Here is a 24,494-nt window from a genome sequence, read left to right as displayed (position 1 = left end):
GGACCTCAATTGGCGAGGTCGTCGACTTTGTCCGGATCCGCGTGTTTGCCTTTCAGGAGGTGGAAATCGACACCGTCGATTTTCGCGTCCCCCAGCTTGGGAGGTTTGTCTCCTGACCCCGGGAACATCGCCGTCCCTTCACCGTCGAACATGTTGCCCTCCGTCTTCGCCTTCTGGCCCTTGTTGTCGAAGGGGGTGAAGCAGATGCGGTGCTCGTCCAGTTTCACGATCACGCGGCCTTTCTCGTCATGGTAGACCTTGAACTTGCCGCTCTCCTTTCCGGCTCCGCCGCCCCGGCCCTCGAACACCTTGTAGTGCAGGGTGTACTCGCCGGAGTCACCTTTCTGATTCTCGAAAATCACACACTGGTTGGCGGTATGGGAGGTGAAAAACATGGTCCATCCCCCGATCATGAAATCTTCCGCCCTGGCGGAAACGCTCAGGACGAGTGGAAATACCAACCACAACAAACGGCGGATCTTCGTTCCCATGGTCCCGTGATATCCGGAGCGGGGAAGTTTGTCAATGATATCACATCCCGCCGTCACTCCGTCACCACGCGCAGGAACGCGCGCTCCCTGGCGGACAACGTCTCCACCAGCCGGAAAGTACGATATTCATAGTCCTCATGCGGGTGCGGCGGGGGTGGGACCGTGGCGTCCTCCTGTACCTCCAGCAGCGCGGCCGGGTCCACCGGACCGCCCAGATCCTCCGTCGCCAGGATGCGGTAGCCCACCCCGTCCGCAACCCCCGTCGCGGGCCTGCCCGGCGTGAACACCGTGCCGCGCCGCACCGGCACCGTGAGCGACAGGTGCGTGCCCACGCCATTGACGGAGGAAACCGCCAGCAGCGCGGGGGAAATGACGGGCCGGGCCGCCCCGTCCGACGGATCCCCGCCGAAGGCGAACTCCTGCAGGTTCGTGAAGCCATCCTCATCCGCATCATCCCCGCGTCCCGTCCGGCCATCCATCCATGGCCGGTGGACATCCAGCCATGCGGCGTAGGGAGCCGGCGCCCCGCCCGTATCCAGCACATAGAGCTGCGGTCCCTCCGCCTCCGTCGTCGCCGCGAAGAACACCTTTCCGCCCGCCGGGGTGAAACGGGCGGGGGAGGAGCCACCGGAGTCCCCGGTCAGGTCCACCAGCATGCGCGTGCCCTCCACCGTGCCATCGCTCACCCACGGCTCCTCGCCGTGCACGCCATCGTTTCCACAAAAGTAGAGCTTCCCCGCGTGGGCCTTGATGTCTCCGGAAGCGCCCACTCCAGCCAACCGGTAGGTGCCTTCCACGGTGCCGTCGCTGCGCCACAGTCCTGCATCCACGGCGGGGGAGGTCACGCTGAAGTGGGCCACTCCGCCGAGGACCCCGGTGGACCCATAGTTGTTGAAGGCGCGGAGCCGCACCAGCGGGCCGTCCGCGGGGATGCGCCACAGGCCCGAGTAGGCGGCTTGACCCATCCCCCCGGATCCGATCCCCAGCGCCAGCACTTCCCGCCCGGCCGGGATCAGATGGACACCTGCGGGGAACCGGTGGAGCAGCTCCTTGCCTGCGGCGGTCCCGTCCGTCCTCCATAGGTCATCACCCACCATGTAGTAGGTCAGCCCTCCATGCTTCAGGATGGACGTTGGAGGCAGTTCGTCCTGGGTGAGCCTCCCCGTCCCCTCCGGCGTGCCATCCGTCCACCAGATGCCGTCCAACGACAGCGTCGGAGATCCGCTGGCACGCACGACCAGATTTCCCTGCCACCCGATGGACAGCGTCACCGCCGGGTAGGACAGGCCCCCGCCCGCGTCCATCTCCACACGCGTCCCCGCTTCCGTCCCATCCGTCCGCCACACCTTCCGGCCAGCGTGGGAATGCACCGCCGTGAACCACACCTCACCCTTGAAAACCGTGAGCGACTGGGGCTGGGAGGATTCCTTTCCGGGGAGGAAGTCCTTCACCATCCCCGTTCCCTCCGCCGTGCCGTCGCTACGCCACAGCTCGTTGCCGTGCACGCCGTCATCCGCCGTGAAATAGCGGACGCCGTCCAGCATCACCGCCCCGCCAAGCCCGATGCTTTTGAAGCCCTCCACCCCCGGCGGCCCGGCTTCCACCAGGACCGTGCCCGCCGCCGTGCCGTCGCTCTTCCAGAGACGTCTCCCCATCGCGGTGTCATGTGCGGAGAAAAGGACCTGCCCGGCCGGCATTGACGTGATGCCGTTGATGGGTTTCCCCGCCAGCATCCGGCCCACCGGAGCTGCCATCGTGCCTCCCGGCGTGCCATCACTCCGCCACACGGTGGAGTTCCCCGCGAGGATCAGGGCGGACGCGGTGGCACCCATGCGGATCTGTGGATTCGCGGAAGACGGCCCGAGGTCAGCCACCGTCACCGTCCCCGCCACCGTGCCGTCCGTGGTCCATAGCTCCCGCTTCCCTTCCGCGGTGGCATGCAGGAAATACAGCCTGTCCCCGAATGCGGTGGGTGAGCTGGCGTTGGTCCGCATCAACGGCAGGGTGCCTGCCTCCGTTCCATCGCTCACCCACAGATCCCGGTCAACGGACTGCCCCTCCGGCGCGGCATTGAAGTAGATCTTTCCTCCCGCGGCGGTGATGGGGAGGGGGGGATGTGAAGGCGTCCCCGGCATCGTCTTCACCAGCGTGGTGCCGTCCTCCGTGCCATCACTCCGCCAGAGCTGGAGCCCCGTGGTGCCGGATGTCAGGAAATGGACATCCCCCTCCAGAAACACGGGCCGGCTTCCATCGGACACCGCGGTTCCGGTTTCCTTCAGCGCCGTGACCCCGCCCGCATCCAGCCGGTGCAGCATCGGCGTCCCATCACGGGAGGTGGTGAAAAGGACCGTGTCATCCGTCATGGCCCACACCATCTTCCGGGTATCCAGATAGGCGGGCGTGGGCGTGAAGGCCGCCACGGTCCCTGCGGGGGTGCCGTCGCTTTTCCAGAGGCGGTGGCCGCCGCACCAGATGGTGCCCCCCGCCACCTGCACGTCCTCCATCAGGTAGTCCGCCGCAAGAAGCACCGTGCCTTCCTGCGTGCCATCCGTCTTCCAAAGTTGCGCACGGTCTTCCTCGAAAGAGTAGTCAGGACCGGAGATGAACAGCGCTCCTCCGCCTGGCGCCCGGGAGAGAAATCGCACGCGTCCCATATAGCTCCATGACGGCCATCGTGGGAACGTCGTCACCGTCCCTGCTGCCGTTCCATCCGTCCTCCAGATCCTCGAGGTCTGGTGGCTGCCGAAGTAGAGCTGGTTCCCGTCAGCCACACCGCGTGCGTTTGGCAGACTGGAGTCGGTCCCTACGATCGTTTCCCAGACCAGCCGCGTGCCCTCCGCCGTACCGTCCGTTTTCCACACCTCCTCGCCGTGGGTCACGGTCCGGCGGCTGTAGTAGAGCATGTCCCCCATCATCACCCCACCATCGTAGGAATTCCAGGACCCCGCTGCATGGGACAGGGAGGTCAGGCGTTCGGGGATCTCCTGCGCGGTGGCCATCGAGAGTCCGCAGGCGGTCAGGAGCGAGGTGAGTGGAAAGCAAGCATTCATGCACAATAGGATTTCAATGTATACACATTGAGTATCCATTGTTTGGAGTTGGCACGGAAATTCGGCCACTTTCATGAAAAAAGCGCAATCTTGCGTAACGGGTGAACGCGTTTGCGGAACGGGTGAATGCAACCGCGGCACGGCTTTACCGCCGTTCAATCGGGCAAGGGCGGGGGGATCACTCCGCCCCGTCTTCTTCCGGCTGGCTCAGCACTTCCTCCGGTGTCATCACCGCGGCGCGTGTGCCATCCGCGCTGGTCTTCACCAGCGTGATCTCCAGCCGTTCCATCAGCAGCGTCTCCGCCAGCAGGCGGCGCGCGCGGTCCTCATCCTCCAGCCGCACGCCGACGGTCGCCCCGGCACTGCCGACGGAATACCAGCGGATGCCATGGCTGCGGAAAAGACAGCGGATCACCAGCTCCTCACGGTCCCAGGCTTCCGGTGTGTTCGGGTAGCTGGCGATGAGCGTGTAGCGCGTCGCCTCATCCTCTTCCGCCGCCGCCGGTTCCTGCCCATGCACCGCTCCGGAAAACACCACGCCGCCCGCGCAGGCGATGACACACGCCACGGCGGTGGGGATGCTGCGGAACAGGCCCCTGGATTTCATGAGTCCGGGGAGAGTAACGGATTCGCCACAGGGTGCAATGACGGAATGAGTGGGGTGCGGCAGGGTGACCTCATCCTTGTCCGGCATCTGGTGTGTCAGATGAGCTCCTGGAAGCCCAAGGCCCGCAGAATCCCGAAGTAGATCAATGTCGGGAAGTAGAATGAAAGTGTCGCGAGCAGGGATAACTGCAGATCTCCGCGGAAAAACAGCAGGACGATGGGGATGGTGACCACGGCCAGAACCCCCAGAAGGACCAATGGCTCCCAAAACCATCTGAAGTCAAATTTGTGCTCAACCAGATACACCGTGGTGGCGGCAACAGGAGCGAAAATGGCAATGCACAAAAACAATGCCCAAAGGGTCGAGAGCAGGATGGATCCTGAAATCCAGGGAACTCTGCCGGCACCAATCTCTCTTCCAACGCCTTCCAAAGCAAAGATGGGTCCCACGATCAGCACCGTGATCACCAGCGAGAGGAAATGCTTCAGGAGTGATTTCATATTCTTTGCCGGAAGTATGAGGTGGGGCACGGAGCGCGGCGGAGTTCCCCCAAGCCGCCTTGTTATGCCTTGTGGTTTTCGGTGAGCATGCGTCCGAGCGGTCTGGGACCTGATCTTTCCCGGACCGCGCGGATCAGCATCTCCCATTTATTGTTGCGCATGTCGCTGAATGAAAGCCCGAAAAGCCAGGGCGCGGTTCTGTAGCTGTCGCAGAAGGAAGCCAGATAGGCGCGCTCGGATGACTCTTCATGGGTCACCCAATCGGCCAACTCCTGCTCCATCGATGAGGAAATGGAATCCTCAAGGGATTGGGCGACCGCCGCCAAAGCCAGAGCGAAGAACGGGCGATCCTCTTCACGGCCCAGTGTATCGAGCCGCCAAACAAGAAATCCAGCGGTTGCCTCCAGGGCTCCGGGGCCAAGCAAAAACACCGAATCAACCAACTGGATCAGAGTCTCCTTGTCTGGCTCGAAATTGGGCACCGCGAGTAGAACCGCGCATGAAAATGCCCGCATCTTGTGTCCGCGCAAACCCGTCGAACCGGGCTTCCACTCCGGGTCCTCCGGCTCGGACCACCGGATCAGCCGAAGGACCTCATCAGGAAACCAGTAATGAAGCTCCCTCAGTTCATCGCCGTTCCGGATGGGCTTGAGCGCCGCAAGGTGTTGCTCAGCATCCCGAGCATAATCCGCTTCCGCAATCTCCCTCAGCATTCCCTCGTCGATCAGGCTTCTGAGGTGATCGACCGCAGACCGCTGATCGGGAGGGAAACGCTCACGGATCCATTGGGGCATCTGCGCTGGCGATTCTTCGGGCATAACGTCTGAGGTGGGGCACGGAGCGCTGCGGAGTTGCCTCAGCCGTCTTGTCCTCGCAAAGTGGTCCTGTGATCACGGCACCAGATATGGGCTTCCACATAGCAGCCTGCCCAGCCATTCCGCGACTGATGCAGCTCAATCATCGAATCGATTCCGAGTTCTGAATATTCGTCGGCCAGTTCGGCGTAGGTAAAAAGCCTGCCCCAGAACTTCAGATGTTCCAAGCCTGGCCGAGGCTGGTGGAAAAGTGGAGGGGCGTCAGAACCATAGTGGGAAATGAGATGGGCGTGATCCGGATACATGAAGGTGAGTTCGTGATCCTGGAAATCTCCCGCTTCGAGGCGGATCTTTCTGCCATTCCGGAACATCGTCAGGGTCTTGTCGAAACTGCCTAGAAGCGCGTAGAAAGGCCGTGCGGGAGGTGGGAACCCGAACTTCTCGGTGTAGGCGCGGATCAGCAGGTCATCAGCCGCCCGCCGCCACCGGAGAAAATCCGGACCCATGGCAAAGCGGTTGAAGGCTGTGTTCGCATCCTTCTCGGCGGATATAAGGACGTCGATCTGTTCATCATCAAGATCACAGATATTGAGGAAAGGACCGTAGTCCGCCTCATGGTAGTGGGTGATGAAGTCGGGCGGTTTCATTCTTCGCGCATACGTCCAAGGTGAGGCACGGGGTGCAGCGGAGTTGCCACAGCCGCCGTGTCAGCGTTCGTTGATGGTTCGGAGCGTCTTCGTTAGGAAAATCTTGTCGTGACCGTGGGAATCCCAGTTCCGCAATCGCCCTGATTCTTCATACCCGAGCGAAAAATAGAAGTCAGGAGCCTGAAATGACATCGTGTCGACGTATGAATACTGACAGCCCTGTTGGGCAGCCATGGACTCGGCCTCTCCGACCAGCTTGCCGCCGATGCCTTGCCGTCTGTGATCCGGGGATACCGCCATCACATCGACTTTCAGCCATCTGTGTAGAAATGCCCCCCGGAGACCACCAATCACCGATCCGTTGTCATCCCGCGCAACAATGAAAAAATCCTGTGATGCGCCTTCTTCAAGCGATCTCATGAATTGGGGATTGGAGTCGTGGTTGAAGTTCCGGAGCCAGGACAAGACTTGCTCCTGCTCGTCCGACGTCGGCTTCTGATCAAGCGGTAGAAGGGGCATATTTTTGGTGATCGTCCAAGATGAGGCACGGAGCCGCGGGGTTACCTCCACCGCCTTGTCCGGCTGGATTATTTTTGTTCCTTGGGATCGGCGGCAATCTTGCGCCCGATCAGCAGGCCTCCACCGTCACTTCCATCATAGAGATCGATCTGATGGTAGTACCCGGGAGAGTCCGGGAGCTTCATCGTGAGTCCGCGGTAGGTCGTGCCACCTCCGTGTCCTATAGGCATCGTTGCACTGCCCGATCTGATATAGGTGGTGACATCATTGCGACCCTGCACTGCGACGATCTCACCCTCCTTGCCCTCGGCTTCCTTCAAAACCTCCGCATAGGAAAGACGCTGCGCTTCTTCCGCTCGTTTGCACGATGATATCAAACACACCGCTGCGATTGAACAAATCAGTTGGGATGTGGTCTTCATCTTGTTTTGTTGTCGAACAGTGTAAATGAATGAACCGATAAGCTCCGATATAGGACTGATGGAGAGCCTACGGAAAGGCCCGAAGGCGCTCAACGCCAAAAAACTGCAAGGAGCGAAGTGATTGGAAAGTGCCGGGTGATCAGTCAGAGAGAGGAAGACGTGGCTGACGGATTGCTTCATCGTCCCGGCACTCATTTGACTCCGCTCTCCGGCGGAGCCCTCCGGGCGCCGCTTCGCTGGCATCCATGTCGTTCCGCTCGATTCTGATCACGGATCACCTGGCAGTATTTCCGGCAGGAAATTTGGCCATCTGTTCAATCCACCGTGCCTCTCGTGATAAGGCATCATGGACGGCATGTCTCCTTATCTGCGGGCCCATGCGGCCTATCATCGTGACGGCGGGCCGTGGATCCCGTGGGTGGATGCGCTGGACTTCCACCTCCAGCATGGCGTCGTCATCTCCACTCCGGAGTGCTTCATCATGGCGCGGCGCGTGGTCGTCGCCTGGCCGGACCACCACCACCTGAGCCTGCGGGCGGTGATGGAGGAGGACGCCGCGGACGCCTGGCACGTCTGGTCCGCCGCGGGGGCGCTCGGTGCGCTGCTGGACATCGCCCGCAGGCATCCGTCGCGGGAGATCACCTTCCAGCGGCGGGATGAAAGGCTGCACCGCGTGGCGGCGGCGGAGCTTTTCAGGAAGGCCCGCTGAGAAACAGGGATGCGGTGGAGGAGTTGCGGAGGTCGCAAGGGTAGCGAAGGTCGTGAGACCTTCGGCTGTGGGGAAGTCAATGGGACACCGGAGCCGGTTTGTTGGATGGCGTCCACCCCGCCGAAGCTCTCACGAGCTTCGCTACGCCATGGATCCGCCATGCCGATGCTTCGCAAGGGTAGCGGAGGTCGTGAGACCTCCGGCTGTGGGGAAGTCCACGGGACACCGGAGCCGGTCTGTTGGATGGCGTCCACCCCGCCGAAGCTCTCACGAGCTTCGCTACGCCATGGATCCGCCATGCCGACGCTTCGGAAGGGTAGCGGAGGTCGTGAGACCTCCGGCTGTGGGGAAGTCCATGGGAAGCTGGAGCCGGTCTGTTGGATGGCGTCCACCCCGCCGAAGCTCTCACGAGCTTCGCTACCTGGATGACCTCCGCTACCTCCCCACCAGCGCGCGGAGGAACCCGCGGATGATACGATAGATCACGTAGAAGATCCCCACCACCACGCCGACGGAGGCCAGCAGCGCCAGCAGGATGATGCCCAGGAACACCCACAGCGGCCACCAGCGCATGTCCAGCGTGCGCACGCGGCCCTGCCAGTTCCGCCAGTCGTTCCAGTCGCCGCCTCCGCGCGGGCCTCCGCCCGCCGCGTCATCCCCATGCGGTGGGGACACCGGTACCGGTGCGATGCCGTCGATCTCGACGACTTCGACTTCGATGGTTTCGGTTTCCTTTTCCATGGTGACGGCCTGACTGATAAGGGAGGCATCCTACCTCCGCAAGTGCATGCAGGGTGGAATCCGGAGCCTCGTTTCCAGAGGGGGTCGCGGGATGCGATGCAACCGGGTAAGGAGGGAGGACATTGCGGCTGCGCCGTCATGTTCGCTGCGCTCCCATTCCTGTCCTCCGACGGCATTGGCGGATGAAGTGAAAGACGGATCTATGCCGGAACGCCTTTGCTATCGGTTCCGGTTGCAGCCGAGTAAGGAGGGAGGACACTCCTGTCCTCAGGCGGCATTGGCGAACAAAGAAGGAAAATTTTTCAGTCTCCAGTTCTCAGGAAGAGAAGAACGCTGACTGCGAATCTTGCTTCTCCCTTCGCGGCCTTTGCGTCTTAGCGGTGAATCTTTTCTGATTCGCCAATGCCGCCGGAGGACAGGAGTGTCCTCCCTCCTTACTGCGAGCCACCGGAGCGGGAAGGTACGCTCCTTCCTCCCCTTTCCTGAAAACTGAAAACTTTCCTCCCTCCTTACCCCTTGATCTCAAGCAGCATCTGCGGGTTGTTCGGGAATTTCTTCAGGAAGTAGAGCAGGCGTTCCATCGCCTCCACCGGGCGGTGGCCGGAGAGGCCGCGGCGGATGAGGTGGATCTTGTGCAGCATGTGCTCCGGCAGCAGCAGCTCCTCCCGGCGGGTGCCGGACTTGAAGATGTCCACCGCAGGGTAGATGTAGTTTTCCGCGATCTTCCGGTCCAGGACCAGCTCCATGTTGCCGGTGCCCTTGAACTCCATGAAGATGGCCTCGTCGGCACGGGAGTTCGTCTGGATCAGCGCGGTGGCCAGGATGGTGAGGGAGCCTCCGCCACGGGTGTTCCGCGCCGCGGCGAAAAGCCTGCGCGGAACCTCCAGCGCGCCGATGGTGATGCCGCCGGAGCCGGTGCCCCGTCCACGGTTGTTCATGTTGCCGTTGTAGGCGCGGGCCAGACGGGTGATGGAGTCCATCAGCAGGAACACATCCTTGCCCGCCTCCACCAACCGCTTCGCCCGCTCGATGGCGAGTTCCGCGATGCGGCAGTGGCTGCGTGCGTTCTCGTCGTTGGAGCTGGCGTAGATCTCCGCACCGGGCAGGGCGCGGCGGAACTCCGTCACCTCCTCCGGGCGTTCGTCCACCAGCAGCACCATCAGGTGCATGGTCTCCTCGTACTTCGTGCGGATGGCTTCCGCCATGTGCAGCAAAAGAGTCGTCTTTCCGGAACGGGGAGGGGAAACGATGAGGCCGCGCTGGCCGCGTCCCACCGGCGCCATGATGTCCACCACGCGCGTGGTGAAACGCTCCGGCGTTGTCTCGAAGCTGATCCGCTTGCTCGGGTTCACCGCCTTCAGCTCGTCGAAGTGCGGGAGCTTCGACGCCTCCGCGACGGATATGCCGTTGATGGCGGTGATGTCCACGAGCTGCGGGCCGCGCGGGCCCATCTGGAACGTGCCGTGGATCCACTGGCCCAGCCGCAGGTGGTTCTTGCGGATGATCTCCGGCGTGACAAAGACATCATCACGCGCCTGTTCGAAATTCTTCTTCGGCACGCGCAGGAAGCCGAATCCCTTCGGCGCGAGTTCCAGCATGCCGTCCACCTCGATCTTCTCGCCGGTCAACTGCGCGTGGCCGCGGTTCTCATAGTCGCGGTCGTCGTTCTGCTGGCGGTCGCTGCGGTCGTTGCCGCGCTGGTTGCCGTGGCGGTCGTTGCCGCGTTGGTTGTTGTGGCGGTCGTTGCCACGCTGGCGCTGCGGGTGCTGTTGCTGTTGGTTTCCACCACCACCGCCGCCGCCATCCTGGCCGCGCTCGTTGCGGAGCTGCTCGCGGCGCTTCTTCCGCTTGTCACGGCGGCGCTTGCTGCGGCTGTCGCCCTGGCCTCCTTGTCCGCCTTGTTGCTCACCGCCGTCCTGCGGCTGTCCACCGCCGTGCTGGCGTGGCTGGTGCTGCTGCGGGGCAGGGGAGGGGGAGGCATCGGAAACCGGCGCCGCATCCTGGGATGGAGCATCCGCACGGGGAGTCGTCGGTCCGCCACCCGGCACACGACCGAAGCGCTTCGGTTCCTCCGCGGCGGCAGGAGCGGGCGCAGGTGCAGGTGCGGAGAAGGCGGCCTCCGCAGGAGCTTCCGCGGCGGTTTTCTTCGCCGCTTTTTTGGCGGCCTTCTTCGCCGCTTTCTTCGCGGGGGCGGGTGCCGCATCGGCGGCAGCCTCCGGAGCAGGGGCGGGTGCCGCCGCTGCCTTGCGGGCGGGCTTCGCCACGGCCGGTGCCGCGGGCACGTCGATCAACAGCGGCGTCTCGGCGGCTGCGGGAGCTTTCTTCGCGGCGGCCTTCTTCGCGGCGGTCTTTTTCACCGCGGCCTTCTTGGCTGCCGTTTTCTTCGCCGCTTTCTTCGCCACCGTCTTCTCGGGGGCGGACTCGGCGAAGGCTTCCTCGTTCGTGTTGTTGCTCATCAGGAAATGGGTCGGGGAAAAATGGAGAGGGGATCAGGCGGACAGTTGCTCGAGCGCCTCGTCCGTCACTTCAAAGTTGGTGAACACGTTCAGCGTGTCCGCATAGTCATCCAGCACGTCGTGCAGTTTCAGGATCTGGCGGGCGGTATCCACGTCGGACACCACGGAAAGGTTCTGCGGCAGGGACACCATCTTCTCGGACACCAGGCTCAGGCCGGCGGAGCGCAGCGCGTTCGCCACCGTGCCCAGCTCGTTCGCCGCGGTGTGGATGATGTGTTCCTCCCCGTCGCTGTGGACGTCGTCCGCGCCCGCCTCGATGGCCGCTTCCATGATGCGGTCGTCATCGATGGCGGACGCCGCCAGGCGGATCTCACCCCTGCGGTCGAACTGATAGGAAACACTGCCCGGAGTCGCCACCGAGCCGCCGTTTTTTGAAAAAATCGTCCGCATGTCCGCCGCGGCGCGGTTCAGGTTGTCCGTGGCCATCTCCACCAGAAAGGCGATGCCCGCCGGGCCGTAGCCCTCATAGGTCACCTCCTGGATGGCGTCGCCGCCCAGCTCGCCGGTGCCTTTCTTGATGGCGCGCTCGATGTTCTCGCGGGGCATGGACACCGCCTTCGCGTTGTCCACCGCCGTGCGCAGCCGCGCGTTCATCCCCGGGTCCCCGCCACCGGCACGCGCCGCCAGTGCGATCTCATGGGCGCACTTGCTGAACACCTTGCCCTTGATCGCATCGACGCGGGCTTTGATGTGTTTGACCTTTGACCACTTGTTGTGACCGGCCATGCGGAAGGGTGGATGGGAAATTCAGGAGAAATGGAAAAAGGGCGGTCCGGCGGTGGACCATGGGACGGTCCGGCGGCCGAGTGGACGGAGCGGGAAGTGCTTGTGCGCGGATCGCCATGATCGCGGGCAGATGAGCTTGACCCTGGGGGAGTCCGGGAAACGAGATCCAGAACAGCCCTCCGTCGTTCCAACAACGGGAATCTGTGGCAGGTGCCGTGCATTGGCAATCCTAAATTTCACCGGCGGACTCCGCTGCGGAGCCGGGGATTTTTTAGAAAAATGCGCCCCATCATCGCGCGGCGGATCCCGTGGAGATCCGTTGGGGCGGATGTCATCCGGCAAGCCCGCTCCGGTTTCCCATGGACTTCCCCACAACCGGAAGTCTCACGACTTCCGCTACCCCTGCGGGTGAAACCAAGGCGCGGCGGATCTGCGGGGGTAGCGAAGGTCGTGAGACCTTCGGCTGGGTGGATTCACCACGATGCAGGACGCTCCAGACACAGGGAGACAGCGTGTCGGGTTCTCCGTGGACTTCCCCGCCGCCGGAAGTCTCACGACTTCCGCTACCCTTCCATTACGCTCAGAAAAAGCCTCCGCCGCCTGCCCGGCCCACCTCTCTCACCCACCCGCCACATCCCTCTTCCATTCAAACTTCGATGTTGGACGTTCGATGTTCGATGTTCGATGTTCAATGTCCCCCCGGTTTCTCTTTTCATCGACGGCACCCCCACACCCGTTAGACTCCCCGCATCACCACCCGTGGATTGGGAATCTGACAAACGCGTCGCACGGTCGATGCTGCGGAACCGTGGCACGCGCCGGAAGATCATGGCGCGCATGCTCCTGCTCGCGCTCGGCCTCATGGCGTGGGGGCTGTGGCTGGTGGATGGATGGCTGCGCGTGCGCCCGTGGATGTTCCTCATCTGGTGGGGTGCGTGCGCGTTCCTCACCTGCATGGTCATGGTCCTCGCGCTGTATGACATGCTCGCCGTCATCCGCGAAGAAAGGGAAAAGCACCATTGAAGATCCCGCGCGATGGGGGAGAATGAAGGCGATGTCCGAGACGAACACGCCCGCCGCCCCCCGCCCGGTGATCTATCAGCTTTTCGTCCGCCTCTTCGGCAACACGAACACCACGCGGAAAAGGAACGGCACGCTGGAGGAGAACGGCTGCGGGAAATTCGCCGACATCAATGAGGTCGCGCTCACCTCGCTGCGTGACCTCGGCTTCACCCACATCTGGCTCACCGGCGTGATCGAGCAGGCCAGCGGCACGGACTATCCGTGCCGTCCCGCCGATGACCGCGACATTCTGAAAGGGGAGGCCGGGAGTCCCTACGCCATCCGCGATTACTTCGACATCTGCCCGGACTACGCCACTGTCCCGGAAAACCGCGTGGAGGAGTTCCGCGCGCTGGTGGACCGCTGCCACGGCCTGGGGCTGCGCGTCATCATCGACTTCATCCCGAACCATGTTTCCCGCTGCTACGTGTCCGACGTCCGCCCGGAGCACACCTTCGGCCAGGGGGATGACCGGGACGTTTTCTTCCACCGGGACAACCATTACTTCTACCTGCGCCCCGGCGATCCCGGGGACGGCCCGCCGCTGAAGCTGCCCGGCTCCGGCGACGGCTTCTTCGGCCCGGAGGCGGAGTATGGGAAGGTCACCGGCAACAACGTCATCTCATGGACCCCGTCCGTGCATGATTGGTATGAAACGGTGAAGATCAACTACGGCCATGACTTCACCACCGGCCGGGACACCTCCCACCTCCCCGGCCCGGACGCCGCCGTGGAGGACGTGCCGAAGACCTGGCGCACCATGGATGAGATCCTCGCCTGGTGGCAGGGCATGGGCGTGGACGGCTTCCGCGCGGACATGGCCCACATGGTGCCCATGGAGTTCTGGCGCTGGGCGGTGAAACGCGCGCGCAACCGCCAGCCCGGCGTCTTCTTTTCCGCGGAGGCGTATAACAACGACCCCGCGAAACTCACCGACGGACACGTGCTGGACGCCCTGCTGGAGGCCGGCTTCGACGGCGTCTATGACAAGCAGACCTACGACGTCGCGGAAGGCATCTATGATGCCGGAAAATGGGCGAACGACTTCGACGGCGGGGAGTTCGCCACGGAGCGCTTCCACCGTTCCCTGCGCTTCGTCGAGAACCATGACGAGGTCCGTGTCGCCTGTCCGGAAGTATGGGGTGGCCATGGCATGCACGCCGGACGGCCCGCATCCGCCGTCCTGCTGGGCATGGGGCGCGGCCCCATCATGATCTACAGCGGCCAGGAGATCGGCGAGGCGGGCGGGGATGAGGCCGGCTTCAGCACCGACCACAAGCGCACCACCATCTTCGACTACTGGTGCATGAAGGAGTTCGTGAAATGGGTGAACGGCGGCCGCTATGACGGCGGCGGCCTCAGCCAGGAGCAGAAGGAACTCCGCGCCTGGTATGGCCGCCTGCTCGCCGTGCTGGCGCAGCCCGCCTTCACCCGCGGCGAATTTTTCGGCCTCAACTGGTTCAACCGTGAGAACCCCGCCTTCGGCCGCCAGCCCGGGGAGCCCGTCTCCGGCCATTGGCTCTACGCCTTCCTCCGCCATGACCCGGAGAGCGGCGCGTCCTTCATGGTCGTCGCCAACTTCCACCCGCAGCAGGACATGGAGGACATCCACATCCTCATCCCGGAAGGCGCGTGGGAATTCATGGGTCGGGATCACGACCGCGAATGGGCCTTCCACGACCGCCTCGAAGGAAGCTGGCAGGGCGTCATCCAGCGCGACGACCTCGACACCGACGGTATCAACATCGGCACCCTGCAAGCGATGAATGCCGCGGTGCTGGAGATCAGCAGGTGGTAGGAATGCGGAAGTCGCAGGGGTAGCGGAAGTCGTGAGACTTCCGGCTGTGGGGAAGTCCCCAGGAAAGCCCGATGCCGTACTCCCGCAGACCTTCCGGCGTACAGCTTCGGTGCGGCGGGCCGCCACGCCCCATCATTTTTCAGATGGGCATCGTCCGGATTCCTGATTGCATGGGCGGGATGAACCGCATTCTTGAGGCGTTGGATTCCGCCGCGGAGCCATCGTCTCCGTGAAATGGACCCACGCCCGGGGCGATTCCCCCGTGCTTTCATTACTTCAACGTTCGATGTTGGGCGTTCGATGTTCGATGTTCCCGAACAAGGCGGCAGAGGACTGCCGCACTCCATGACGCTGCCGCGACCGGGGCGATTCCCCCGTGCCTTCTTTACTTCAACGTTCGATGTTGGGCGTTCGATGTCCGACGTTCCCGAACAAGGCGGCAGAGGACTGCCGCACTCCATGACGCTGCCGCGACCGGGGCGGTTCCCCCTCCAGAAAAGGCGGAAACACCCGTGGGCGGCGCTTTTCCTGCGGTTCTTTTCTTTTTGCCTCCGGGCGGTGGATCACCTACCTAGAGCGCCCACGCCGCATGAGACTTTTCCGCATCCTCACCTTCAAGGAATTGAAGGGCTATTTCCTCAGCCCCTTCGGCTGGGTCATCCTGGCGTTCGTCGTCGTCATGCAGGGGATGTCCCTTTCCACGGCGATGAAGGGGTTCCGGGACACCCCGGTGAAGGACAGCCTGGTGTACGTGACCTTCCACACGCCGCTGTTCTGGTTCTATTTCCTGTTCATTTTCCCGCTCATCACCATGCGGCTTTTCGCGGAGGAGGAACGCAGCGGGACGCTGGAAAGCCTGCTGACCGCGCCGGTGCGGAGCTGGCAGGTGGTGGCGTCGAAGTACACGGCGGCGATGGTCTTCTACACGCTGCTGTGGGTGCCCGCCGTGGTTCAGTTCAAGATGTTCGACTGGGTGACGGTGTTCGAGTGGGCGAAAGGCATGCCCCCGGCATGGACGGCGGGCGGGTTGCTCGGCTCGCTGGCCATCATCTGGCTCATGGGCGCGGCGTTCACCGCCGTCGGCTGCCTTTGCTCCGCGCTGACGTCCAGCCAGATCACCGCCGGCATCTTCACCATCGGCATCCTGGTCATCTTCCACTTCCTCGGCTACGTCACCACCATCTGGGGGAACTCCTTCGCCGGGGCCGCGTTCTTCGACTACATCTCCTCCCGCCAGCACCTCCACTACTTCGCCAGCGGCCTGTTCGACAGCCGCCCGGCGGTGCTCTACCTCACCCTCGCCATTTTCGTCCTGTTCCTGACCTACCAGGTCGTGGACTTCCGCCGCTGGCGGCGCTGACCCCACACATCCATGTCCGAAGCTTCCGCAGAATCGCCCGGGAAAAAATCCGGCGGCACGCCCCGCAAGCCCAACCGCTGGGGTGTGGGCACGCTTTCCATCATCCAGCTCGTCCTGCTGCTGTGTGTCCTGGGCGGGCTGAACTACCTCAGCTCCTTCCACTATCTGCGGAAGGACCTCAGCCGGGATGGGAACTACACGCTTTCCAGCTCCACCCGCCGCTACCTGGAGTCGGACGCCATCCAGAAGCGGGAGAAGCCCGTGAAGTGGATCATGGCGTTCCGCCGCTCCTCCCCGTTCTACGAGCGCGTGCGCGCCCTGGCGGAGGACTACGCCCGCCTGTCCGGCGGAAAGGTCGAGCTGGAGATCCTGGACCCGCTCCGCAGTCCGGACCGCACCCAGCAGGTCACCGCCGCGTATGACATCTCGCTGGTCCGCGACCTCCTCCTCATCGACGCCCGCCCGGACGAGTCATCCGTCACCGTCCAGGAACAGGGCGGCACCCGCGCGCTCAACCCGAACGTGAAGATCGTCGTCGCGGATGAGATGGTCGTCCACACCACCTACCAAGGCCAGCGGCGGCCCACCGGCTTCAAGGGCGAGGACCTGCTCACCGCCCGGCTGGTGGAGGCCATCGAAGGCCGCCCGCGGAAGATGCTTTTCCTTTCCGACAAGAGCCGCATCGACGCGGAAGGGGAGGAGTCCTCATGGAAGTCCCTGGAGGAAAACCTGCGCCTCCAGAACATCCAGCTCACCGCCATGGAGCTGGCCGGCATGAAGGACATCCCGGAGGATGCGGAGGGCATCGCCCTCGTCGCGCCGCGCTATGACTTCACGGATGAGGAGATCGCCGTGCTGGAGCGCTACTGGCAGCGCCCCCGCGCCGCCCTGCTGGTGCTGCTGAAGGCGAACGAGACGCCCGCGAAGCTGCGCGCCTTCCTCCGCACCAACGGCGTCACCCCGCAGCGTGACCGCGTCATCGCCAGGGAAGGGGACCGCATCGTCACCCACGCGCGCGGCACCTACACCTACGGCGTGGATTTCCTTTCCGATCTGGCCCTGCAGTCCGCCCTCTTCAACGGCGCGACCTCCTCCCTGGAGGTGCGTGAGGGAGCGGAGGACCTCATGACGCGGAAGATCACCCCCTTCGGCCTCATCCGCGGCGCGGAGGGATTCTGGGGGGAGACAAAGTTCGGCGAGGGCGACCCCGTGTTCGACCCGGCGGAGGACTCGAAGCCGCCGCTCTACCTGGCCGCCAGCGTCACCCGTGGGGATGAGGCCAGCGACGCCGCTGCGAACGAGACCTCCCGCATGATCGTCGTCGCCAACACCGACTTCCTCGACCCCACCCGCCAGCGCACGGAGAACGTGGATTTCCTCGCCTCCTCGGTGAACTGGCTCGTCGGGCGGAAGTCGCTCACCGGCACCGGCCCGCGCTCCATCGGCACCTACATGCTGCCGCTGCTGGACAGCCAGGTACAGTTCATCAACCGGGCGAACCTGTTCTTCATGCCCGCCGCGCTCCTCATCATCGGCGCGTTCGTCTGGTCCTCCCGCCGCGCCTGATTTCCCGCCATGCGTTCCTTTTCCTTCACCGTCTTCCTCGCCCTGTCCGCCGTGGTCATCTGCGGTGTCATCGGCTGGCAGTTGAAGGAGGGCAACCTCGACGCCATCCTGGGCGTGCCGCCGGTCCAGCCCGGGGAGCACCTCTACTCCGGCTTCCGTCCGGACGATGTCACGAAGATCTCCGTCGAGTCCGGCGGCATCCACCTGGAGTACGCGAAGCAGGACGGCATCTGGAAATCCACCACTCCGCCCCATGACCGCATGGACCCGAAGGCCGCCGCCGGCCTCATCGGCTACACCCTCGGCCTGAAGGTCACCGACCACGCCCCCGTGGATGAGATCGACCGCATGGAGGCCGGCCTCCGCGAGGGCAACGTGCAGGTGGAGCTGGAGGACGCCTCCGGCGGCTCGCTCGCCCGCTTCCGCCTCGGCAACCGCACCCCGCTCCTCACCGAGAACACCGTCACCGGAAAGCCGGACGCGAACTTCTACATCCAGCCCCGGGAGCGCGGGAAAAAGGACCACATCTACGCCTGCCCCGGTGACATCACCGACCTGTTCAAGGACGGCATGCGCCACCTGCGGGACCACCATCCATTCTACGTCAATCCGCTCTCGCTCCAGAAGATCCGCCTGCGCACGGACCAGGGAGAACTTACGCTCGGACGGGAACTGCCCACCGCTGACACCCCCAACCAACCGTGGAGGATCGTCAAGCCGCTGGAACTCCGCACCGACCGCGACAGGATCGTCGCGCTGCTGGAAGGCATCGTCCAGCTGACGGCCACCAAGGTGGTGGACCGCAGCTCCGTCACCCTGCCGTCCGTGGACCCCACCTCGAAGCCGTTCCAGATCGCCGTCACCCCGTACGGCCAGGAAAAGGAAACGCTGCTGGAGATCTACCCGCCGGAGACCGCGGACGCGACCGAGGCGCTGGCCACCGTGAGCGACCGCCCGGACACCGTCTTCCACCTGCCGCGCAAGGCCGGTCCCGGCTCCCTCGCCAACCTCCCCGTCACCGTCAATGAACTGCGCGACCGCGCGCTGACCCACCTCAACATCGCCGGTGTCCGCGCCATCTCCATCACCCCGCTGACCGGCAGCAGGATCCTGCTCAGCATCGACCCGCCGCGGCCGTGGCAGGTCGAGATCAACGGAGAGAAGCAGGACGCCAACGAGCAGCGCCTGTTCGCCCTGCTGAAGATGCTCGGCACGAAGGCCACCGGCATCGAGAGCGACGCCGCGCCCGACCTTTCCCAGTGGGGCCTGGACAAGCCCTTCCTCGTCATCGAGGTCATCGACGGCAACAACCAGACCCTGCGGCTGAACTTCGGCATGGACCAGCAGGGCGGAGTCTTCGTCAACCGCCAGGGCACCCCCACCGTCATGCGGGTGGAACGCTCCATCCTTTCCTCCATCTCCATCCAGCCGCACGAGTGGCGGCACGCCCTGCTCTGGTCCATCGCCGGGGTGGACCTGGAGAGCGTCCAGCGCACCGTGCGCACGGAGCCGCCGCTGGACCTCACCTACAACGACGCCATGGAAACGTGGCGCGGCAGCATCGCCGGCACGGACGTCACCCCGCGCATCGAGCCGGCGAAGGCGAAGGCCATGCTCAACGCCATCCTCGCCGTGTATGTCTCCCGCTGGCTGCCGCTGGCGGACCCCGCCGCGGAGGCCGCCCTGGCCAATCCCGTCTTCACCCTCACCACCTCGGAGATCCAGGTCGATGAACTCGGTGACGACACCGGGGAACGGAAGCGCCGCACCCTGACGCTGGCGCCCATGACGGACTCCGCCGACTACTACGGCAGGCTCAGCGGGGAGCCGCACCCCTTCGTCATCGACCGGGACACCGCCTTCAAGCTCGGCATCGACCCGTTGGAGAAAGCGCAGCCGTGATCTCCTCGCTCCGTCTCCAGGACTTCCGTTGCTTCCGGTCGCTGGACCTCACCGCCCCGGAAGCCGGGGTCGTCCTCACCGGGGACAACGCCCAGGGAAAGACCTCCATCCTGGAGTCCATCTGCATGCTCGTGCGGCTGCACTCCCCGCGCACCCACCGCATCGCCGCCATGGCTCGCATCGGCACGCCCGGCTTCGGCATCGCAGGAGACCCATGGGGCCAGGAAAGGAAGGTCCGCCACTCCCGCGACGGCCTGCTGCTGGAGACCGACGGCGAGTCCCAGCCCAGCCAGACCGGCTACCTCGCCGACGGCGGCCTGGTCGTCTGGATGGGCAATGAGGACCTCGACCTCATCCGCGGTCCGGGGGAGGGACGGCGGCGTTTCCTCGACTTCCTCGGCGCACAGGTGGACGCCTCCTACCGGCGGTCCTGGGCACGCTACCGCCGCGCCCTGCGGGCGAAGAACGCCCTGCTCAAGGACGGCCGTCCGCGCGACGCGGAGATCGCCTCCTATGAGGAAATCCTCGTCGAACACGGCGAGAATCTCATGGCCATCCGCGCCCGGCTTGTTGAGGAACTTTCCCCGCTCGCCGCCGCCGCCCAGCACGCCGTCAGCGGAAAGGACGAGCCGCTCACCCTCCGCTACCTGCCCGCCAGCGGTCCCTCCCTGCGCGACTCCATCCTGCAGGCCCGCGAGCGCGAAACCCGCCTGCGCCAGTCCGTCGTCGGCCCCCACCGGGATGACCTGGAACTGCGGCTCCACGGCGTGCCCGCGTCCGAGTTCGCCAGCGAAGGCCAGCAGCGCACCATCGCCCTCGCGCTCAAGCTCGCCCAGGGTGCCCTGCTCGAACAACGCGGCGGAAAGCTCCCCATCTACCTCATGGACGACATCTTCGGCGAGCTGGACCCCGGCCGCCGCAACGCCCTCATGCGCCACCTCCCCGCCGGTGCCCAGAAGTGGATCACCACCACCCATCTCGGCTGGCTCGAGGAAACACCCGCCCTCGCGGAGCTGTCCCGAATCACCGTCTCCGGCGGGGCGATTTCGTGAGGAAAGAGGGGAGGTGCCCCAGTCGCGCCAGCGTCATGGAGTGCGGCAGTCCTCTGCCGCTTTGGGAAGGAAACTCCGCCATGGGCAGACGGCTGGAACGTCCGATGGTCTTCCGTTACAGAGAATGTCTTTCGTTACGGAGAAGCTCCTTCATTGGGGAAAGCCCCACCCGCCACTGATAGCGGCAGAGGACTGCCGCACTCCATGACGCTGCCGCGACCGTGGAGATCCCACCCGCGTTCATCGCTTCACCACTCCGGATCCGTCTCGAAATCATCCGCCACTTTCACCTGGTCGGTTTTGAAGCGGTAGATGGATTTGACCATCGCCGCGGAGGCCTCCTTCTCGAACCACGCGGCGGAGCACCATGGGTATTGGTTCGCGACGGGGACAAGCCCGTGCCTCACCGGGTTCTGATGGACGTAGTTCAGCCGGGCGAAGTACCCGGCCTGATAGGTCAGCTTCGTCTCGCGGAAGTTGAACCACACTTGCCGCTCCGGCGTTCCGTCCAGCCGGTTCACCCATCCCGCCGTCTTCGTATGCAGCACGCTGAGCATGTCGGAAAGACTCGCCGCGTCCGCCGGGGCGTTGCCGATGAAGTGGTAGTGGTTCGAAAAAACCGCCCATGCCTCCAGGTTCCAGCCGAAATCGCGGGCGACGGTGAGCAACCCCCGATGCAGGATTTCAAGACGCTCCGCACCCCGGAAGTGATGGACCTTCAGGTAGGTGCCTGCGGTGACGAAATACGCACCGCCCTCCACCAGCCGGTGTGGCGGGGCATGAGGCCACGGCGTCTCCTGCATGGGATATTGTTAGAAAGGGGAATCGGTAGTGGGCGAGGATATATGGAGGCGGGGTGCTGTTTTCGTTCCGGGATGGATTTCACGGGGGATACGTCCCGGTCGCGGCAGCGTCATGGAGTGCGGCAGCCCTCTGCCGCTTTGGGAAATCGATGCCGCCACGGGCAACCGGCGGAAAAATCCGGGGGACTTTCGTGTTGGAGAAGACCCTTCGGTGGGGGATCGTTTCTCCCGCCACTGATAGCGGCAGAGGACTGCCGCACTCCATGACGCTGCCGCGCGGAGGGTAGCCCCATATACCGCTACCCTTGGAAGCCGCTACTCCCTCCCATCGCTGGTCAGCTTCCGGAAGATCTCTCCTTCCTTCCACTCCGGATTCGGGAAAGGCGGCATGCCCTTCGGCGTGATGACGACCCCGGCGGAGGTCAGGAAGACGTCCTGGTTCGCGGTCCGGGCGATCTCCCGCAGGATGGTGTCCAGCGTGACGTTCTTCCCATCATAGGAAACGGTGAGGGGAGGGTGGTTGCCCGGATCCCCGGCGACCGGGGCGGGCGGCACCAGGATCAGCAGCAGCGGCGCTTCTTCCGGCGGGCGGTTCTCCGCCGTCATTTCATCCACCCGTTTTTTCAACGCGGTCAGCGCCTCCGGCAGCGTCATTTCCGCCACGGAAAACGACTCGAAGCGGACGTCCCGCAGCCTCGCCTCGATCACCTCCACCGGGATGGCCATGGCACCGTGCGGAAAGAACGGCAGCAGCAGGCAGGACAGGATCAGCAGGCGTTTCATCCGGAACGGTACCCCATTTCCGGGCTGCCCGCCACCGCCGCTTGTCCTCCGGGGCGGCCCCGCTCACTCCCGGTTCCGGGAGTCGATGAAAATGGTCACCGGTCCGTCGTTGACCAGCGCCACCTTCATGTCCGCGCCGAAGATGCCGCGCCCCACCGGCGTCCCGGTCTCCGTCTCCAGCGTCGCGCAGAACCGTTCATAAAGCGGCTCCGAAACCGCCGGCGCCGCCGACCGCAGGAACGACGGACGGTTCCCTTTCTTCGTCGAGGCGTGCAGCGTGAACTGGCTGACCACGATGATGCCGCCGCCCGCCTCCGTCACGGAGCGGTTCATTTTCCCCTCCTCATCCGCGAAGATCCGCATCCGCGCGACCTTCCCCGACAGCCACTCCACATCTTCCGCGACGTCTCCGTCCTCCACTCCCAGCAAAATCAGCAACCCACTTTTGATCGCCGCGGTCGTCTGGTTGTTCACACTCACCGACGCTTCAAGCGTGCGTTGCAGGATGGCTCGCATGCCTTCTTTTCAAGCGTTCGATCCCATTTGGCAATGCCTGTCTGCCAGGGAGAAACAGAGTCCGTCCACAGGCTGTTCACAGCCTGTTCACAAACCGGTTATTCACAGGCATCCACAGGTTGCTCACAACGGATTTCGCCTGCCGTTGTCAACAGCCGTCCACAGCGCATCCACACGTTGTTCACAAAATGGCGGCCTGCCGTTCAGAAATTCCGAACCGCGAATGAACACCAATGGACGCGAATCCACCGTGAATCAGGGTTGGGTGATGATGCTTCGATCTGGAAAAACCCCTCTCCACCCACCTTCCATTCGTGTTCATTTGCGTCCATTCGCGGTTGGATTCCCGGAATGAGGTGACCTGCGCCCGAAGGGTGTCATTGACCGTCGGGGGGAGGTTTGGCACTCTCTGCGCCCCGCTTCCGTTCATGGCCACCGACACCAAACCACCGTCCACCTCCTCGCCGAACTCCTACCTCCAGCAGGGAGCGGCCGCGGTGGATGACGTGACGCGCGCGCTGCCGCACGCCGTGGGTCCGGAAAAGAGCCTGCTGTCCTCCATGCTGCAGGACCCGCAGGAATACATCGGCGTGGCGATCGAGGAAAAGCTGACGAAGGACCATTTCTACCTGCCGTCCCACTCCACGTTGTTCGCGTTCCTCGTGGAGCTGTTCGAGGCCGGCCAGGAAGTCGAGCTGGTGTCGCTCGTCCAGCGCCTGATCGACCGCGGCCTGCTGGACCGCGTGGGCGGCCCGGCCACCCTGACGGACCTCTACACCTACGCCCCCAGTCCGGGGCATTTCCGCAGCCACCTGCAGCACGTGAAGGACAAGTTCGTCCTCCGTTCCATCATCCAGAACGCGAACGCCGCCATCGCCCAGGCGTATGACGCGCCGGACGAGGTGGCGGGCCTGCTGGACTCCGTGGAGCAGAACGTGCTGGCCATCCGCGAAGGCTCCGAATCCAACCGCGCGCCCTCCATCAAGCAGTCCGTCAACGAGGTGCTGGAGCAGTTCCAGGCGCTGCTGGCGGGGGAAAAGGGCGCGCAGGGCATCGGCACCGGCTTCAGCGAGCTGGACCGCATGAGCAGCGGCCTGAAGCCCGGGGAAATGTTCGTCGTCGCCGCCCGTCCGTCGATGGGAAAGACCTCCTTCATGATGAACATCGTCGAGCACATCTGCATGGACCTGCAGAAGCCGTCGATGGTGTTCTCCTGCGAAATGAGCTCCTTCCAGATCGTGCAGCGTCTCATTTTCGCCCGCGCGAAGTTCGCCCTCAGCCAGCTTTCCCGCGGCTACACCCCGGCGAAGGGCGACCTCCAGCGCATCCAGCGCGCCGCGCTCGAGATCGCCGGGTCGAAGCTGTTCATCGACGACACCGCAGGCATCTCCATCAACGAGCTGCGGGCGAAGGCGCGGCGGAAGAAGCGGGAGGAGAACATCCAGTTCATCGCCATCGACTACCTCCAGTTGATGAAGTCCCGCACGAAGCAGGCGGAAGGCTCCCGTGAGCGGGAGATCGCGGAAATTTCCTCCGGCATCAAGGCGCTGGCGAAGGAACTCAGCCTTCCCATCCTCATCCTCGCCCAGCTCAACCGGGGTCCGGAAAGCCGCAGCGGCAAGAGCCTGGGTGTCCCCCGGATGTCCGACCTCCGGGAGTCCGGCTCCATCGAGCAGGACGCCGACATGGTCGGCCTGCTCTACCGGACCGCCTACTACGCCGAGGACGCCGAGGACAAGGAAGCCAAGGCCGGCGAAGCCGAGCTGGTCCTGGCCAAAAACCGTAACGGCGAAACCGGCCACATCCCGCTCACCTTCATCGCGGAACTGATGCGCTTCGAGACAGGCGCCCCCGCGAAGGATCCGGAGTGAGTAAGGAGGGAGGACACTCCTGTCCTCCGACTGCAACC

22 protein-coding genes are annotated in these 24,494 nt (G+C 64.1%); 8 read left to right on the top strand and 14 right to left on the bottom strand.

Annotation, left to right across the window (positions count from 1 at the left end; all coding sequences use genetic code 11):
• Positions 1-5 precede the first annotated feature (5 nt).
• From OVA24_RS16290 to OVA24_RS16255, 8 genes are all read right to left on the bottom strand, one after another.
• Entirely contained in the window at positions 6-491 is a 486-nt protein-coding gene (locus tag OVA24_RS16290; RefSeq protein ID WP_267671042.1) for a hypothetical protein, read from the bottom strand.
• A gap of 53 nt (positions 492-544) precedes the next feature.
• Entirely contained in the window at positions 545-3,541 is a 2,997-nt protein-coding gene (locus OVA24_RS16285; protein ID WP_267671041.1) for an ELWxxDGT repeat protein, read from the bottom strand.
• A gap of 178 nt (positions 3,542-3,719) precedes the next feature.
• Positions 3,720-4,148, bottom strand: coding sequence for a hypothetical protein (locus OVA24_RS16280; protein ID WP_267671039.1), 429 nt, complete (start codon positions 4,146-4,148; stop codon positions 3,720-3,722).
• Between the two features lie 95 nt (positions 4,149-4,243).
• Positions 4,244-4,648 carry a hypothetical protein gene (locus tag OVA24_RS16275; protein WP_267671037.1) on the bottom strand — a complete coding sequence of 135 codons (405 nt, stop codon included), beginning with the start codon at positions 4,646-4,648 and terminating at the stop codon, positions 4,244-4,246.
• Between the two features lie 62 nt (positions 4,649-4,710).
• Complete coding sequence (locus tag OVA24_RS16270; protein WP_267671036.1) at positions 4,711-5,442, bottom strand: hypothetical protein; 732 nt, start codon at positions 5,440-5,442, stop codon at positions 4,711-4,713.
• A gap of 62 nt (positions 5,443-5,504) precedes the next feature.
• A complete protein-coding gene (locus tag OVA24_RS16265) occupies positions 5,505-6,110 on the bottom strand; it encodes a hypothetical protein (protein ID WP_267671035.1) in 606 nt (201 codons plus the stop codon).
• Between the two features lie 60 nt (positions 6,111-6,170).
• Entirely contained in the window at positions 6,171-6,629 is a 459-nt protein-coding gene (locus OVA24_RS16260; protein WP_267671034.1) for a GNAT family N-acetyltransferase, read from the bottom strand.
• Between the two features lie 68 nt (positions 6,630-6,697).
• Positions 6,698-7,231, bottom strand: coding sequence for a hypothetical protein (locus tag OVA24_RS16255; protein WP_267671032.1), 534 nt, complete (start codon positions 7,229-7,231; stop codon positions 6,698-6,700).
• A gap of 175 nt (positions 7,232-7,406) precedes the next feature.
• Here OVA24_RS16255 and OVA24_RS16250 point away from each other — a divergent pair, with 175 nt between their 5' ends.
• A complete protein-coding gene (locus OVA24_RS16250) occupies positions 7,407-7,760 on the top strand; it encodes a hypothetical protein (protein ID WP_267671031.1) in 354 nt (117 codons plus the stop codon).
• 435 nt (positions 7,761-8,195) lie between these two features.
• Here the strand turns inward: OVA24_RS16250 and OVA24_RS16245 are convergent, their stop codons facing one another.
• The 3 genes from OVA24_RS16245 to OVA24_RS16235 all read right to left on the bottom strand — a co-directional run bounded on the left by OVA24_RS16245 (position 8,196) and on the right by OVA24_RS16235 (position 11,743).
• The gene (locus OVA24_RS16245; protein WP_267671028.1) at positions 8,196-8,501 is read right to left on the bottom strand and encodes a hypothetical protein; all 306 of its coding nucleotides are present in this window, start codon (positions 8,499-8,501) and stop codon (positions 8,196-8,198) included.
• A 509-nt stretch (positions 8,502-9,010) separates the two neighbouring features.
• Positions 9,011-10,957: a transcription termination factor Rho gene (rho, locus tag OVA24_RS16240; protein ID WP_267671026.1), complete on the bottom strand. Its 1,947-nt coding sequence runs from the start codon at positions 10,955-10,957 to the stop codon at positions 9,011-9,013.
• 33 nt (positions 10,958-10,990) lie between these two features.
• Positions 10,991-11,743 carry a YebC/PmpR family DNA-binding transcriptional regulator gene (locus tag OVA24_RS16235; protein ID WP_267671023.1) on the bottom strand — a complete coding sequence of 251 codons (753 nt, stop codon included), beginning with the start codon at positions 11,741-11,743 and terminating at the stop codon, positions 10,991-10,993.
• 759 nt (positions 11,744-12,502) lie between these two features.
• Here OVA24_RS16235 and OVA24_RS16230 point away from each other — a divergent pair.
• The 6 genes from OVA24_RS16230 (at position 12,503) to recF (ending at position 20,483) form a co-directional block, all read left to right on the top strand.
• Entirely contained in the window at positions 12,503-12,766 is a 264-nt protein-coding gene (locus OVA24_RS16230; protein ID WP_267671021.1) for a hypothetical protein, read from the top strand.
• A gap of 31 nt (positions 12,767-12,797) precedes the next feature.
• The gene (locus tag OVA24_RS16225) at positions 12,798-14,603 is read left to right on the top strand and encodes an alpha-amylase family glycosyl hydrolase (protein WP_267671020.1); all 1,806 of its coding nucleotides are present in this window, start codon (positions 12,798-12,800) and stop codon (positions 14,601-14,603) included.
• A gap of 589 nt (positions 14,604-15,192) precedes the next feature.
• Positions 15,193-15,963 carry an ABC transporter permease gene (locus OVA24_RS16220; protein ID WP_267671019.1) on the top strand — a complete coding sequence of 257 codons (771 nt, stop codon included), beginning with the start codon at positions 15,193-15,195 and terminating at the stop codon, positions 15,961-15,963.
• Between the two features lie 12 nt (positions 15,964-15,975).
• Positions 15,976-17,529 (top strand): DUF7088 domain-containing protein, encoded by a 1,554-nt coding sequence (locus tag OVA24_RS16215; RefSeq protein WP_267671018.1) that lies wholly within the window; start codon positions 15,976-15,978, stop codon positions 17,527-17,529.
• Between the two features lie 9 nt (positions 17,530-17,538).
• Positions 17,539-19,431 (top strand): DUF4340 domain-containing protein, encoded by a 1,893-nt coding sequence (locus OVA24_RS16210; protein WP_267671016.1) that lies wholly within the window; start codon positions 17,539-17,541, stop codon positions 19,429-19,431.
• Positions 19,428-20,483, top strand: coding sequence for a DNA replication/repair protein RecF (recF, locus tag OVA24_RS16205; protein ID WP_267671014.1), 1,056 nt, complete (start codon positions 19,428-19,430; stop codon positions 20,481-20,483). The genes OVA24_RS16210 and recF overlap by 4 nt, the downstream gene beginning before the upstream one ends.
• 248 nt (positions 20,484-20,731) lie before the next feature.
• On the opposite strand, the gene OVA24_RS16200 is transcribed toward recF, so the two are convergent.
• The 3 genes from OVA24_RS16200 to dtd form a co-directional block, all read right to left on the bottom strand.
• On the bottom strand, positions 20,732-21,286 hold the full coding sequence (locus OVA24_RS16200) for a hypothetical protein (RefSeq protein ID WP_267671013.1): 555 nt from the start codon (positions 21,284-21,286) through the stop codon (positions 20,732-20,734).
• A gap of 315 nt (positions 21,287-21,601) precedes the next feature.
• Positions 21,602-22,069 carry a hypothetical protein gene (locus OVA24_RS16195; protein WP_267671012.1) on the bottom strand — a complete coding sequence of 156 codons (468 nt, stop codon included), beginning with the start codon at positions 22,067-22,069 and terminating at the stop codon, positions 21,602-21,604.
• A gap of 63 nt (positions 22,070-22,132) precedes the next feature.
• The gene (gene dtd / locus OVA24_RS16190) at positions 22,133-22,585 is read right to left on the bottom strand and encodes a D-aminoacyl-tRNA deacylase (RefSeq protein WP_267671011.1); all 453 of its coding nucleotides are present in this window, start codon (positions 22,583-22,585) and stop codon (positions 22,133-22,135) included.
• Between the two features lie 428 nt (positions 22,586-23,013).
• Between dtd and dnaB the strand changes: the two genes are divergently transcribed.
• Positions 23,014-24,456, top strand: a complete 1,443-nt coding sequence (dnaB, locus tag OVA24_RS16185) for a replicative DNA helicase (protein WP_267671010.1) — start codon at positions 23,014-23,016, stop codon at positions 24,454-24,456.
• Positions 24,457-24,494 lie beyond the last annotated feature (38 nt).

The sequence above is a fragment of the Luteolibacter sp. SL250 genome (assembly GCF_026625605.1).
Lineage (GTDB): Bacteria > Verrucomicrobiota > Verrucomicrobiia > Verrucomicrobiales > Akkermansiaceae > Luteolibacter.
Note: the sequence above shows the minus strand (reverse complement) of the source record. Positions and strands in the feature narration are given on the sequence as shown.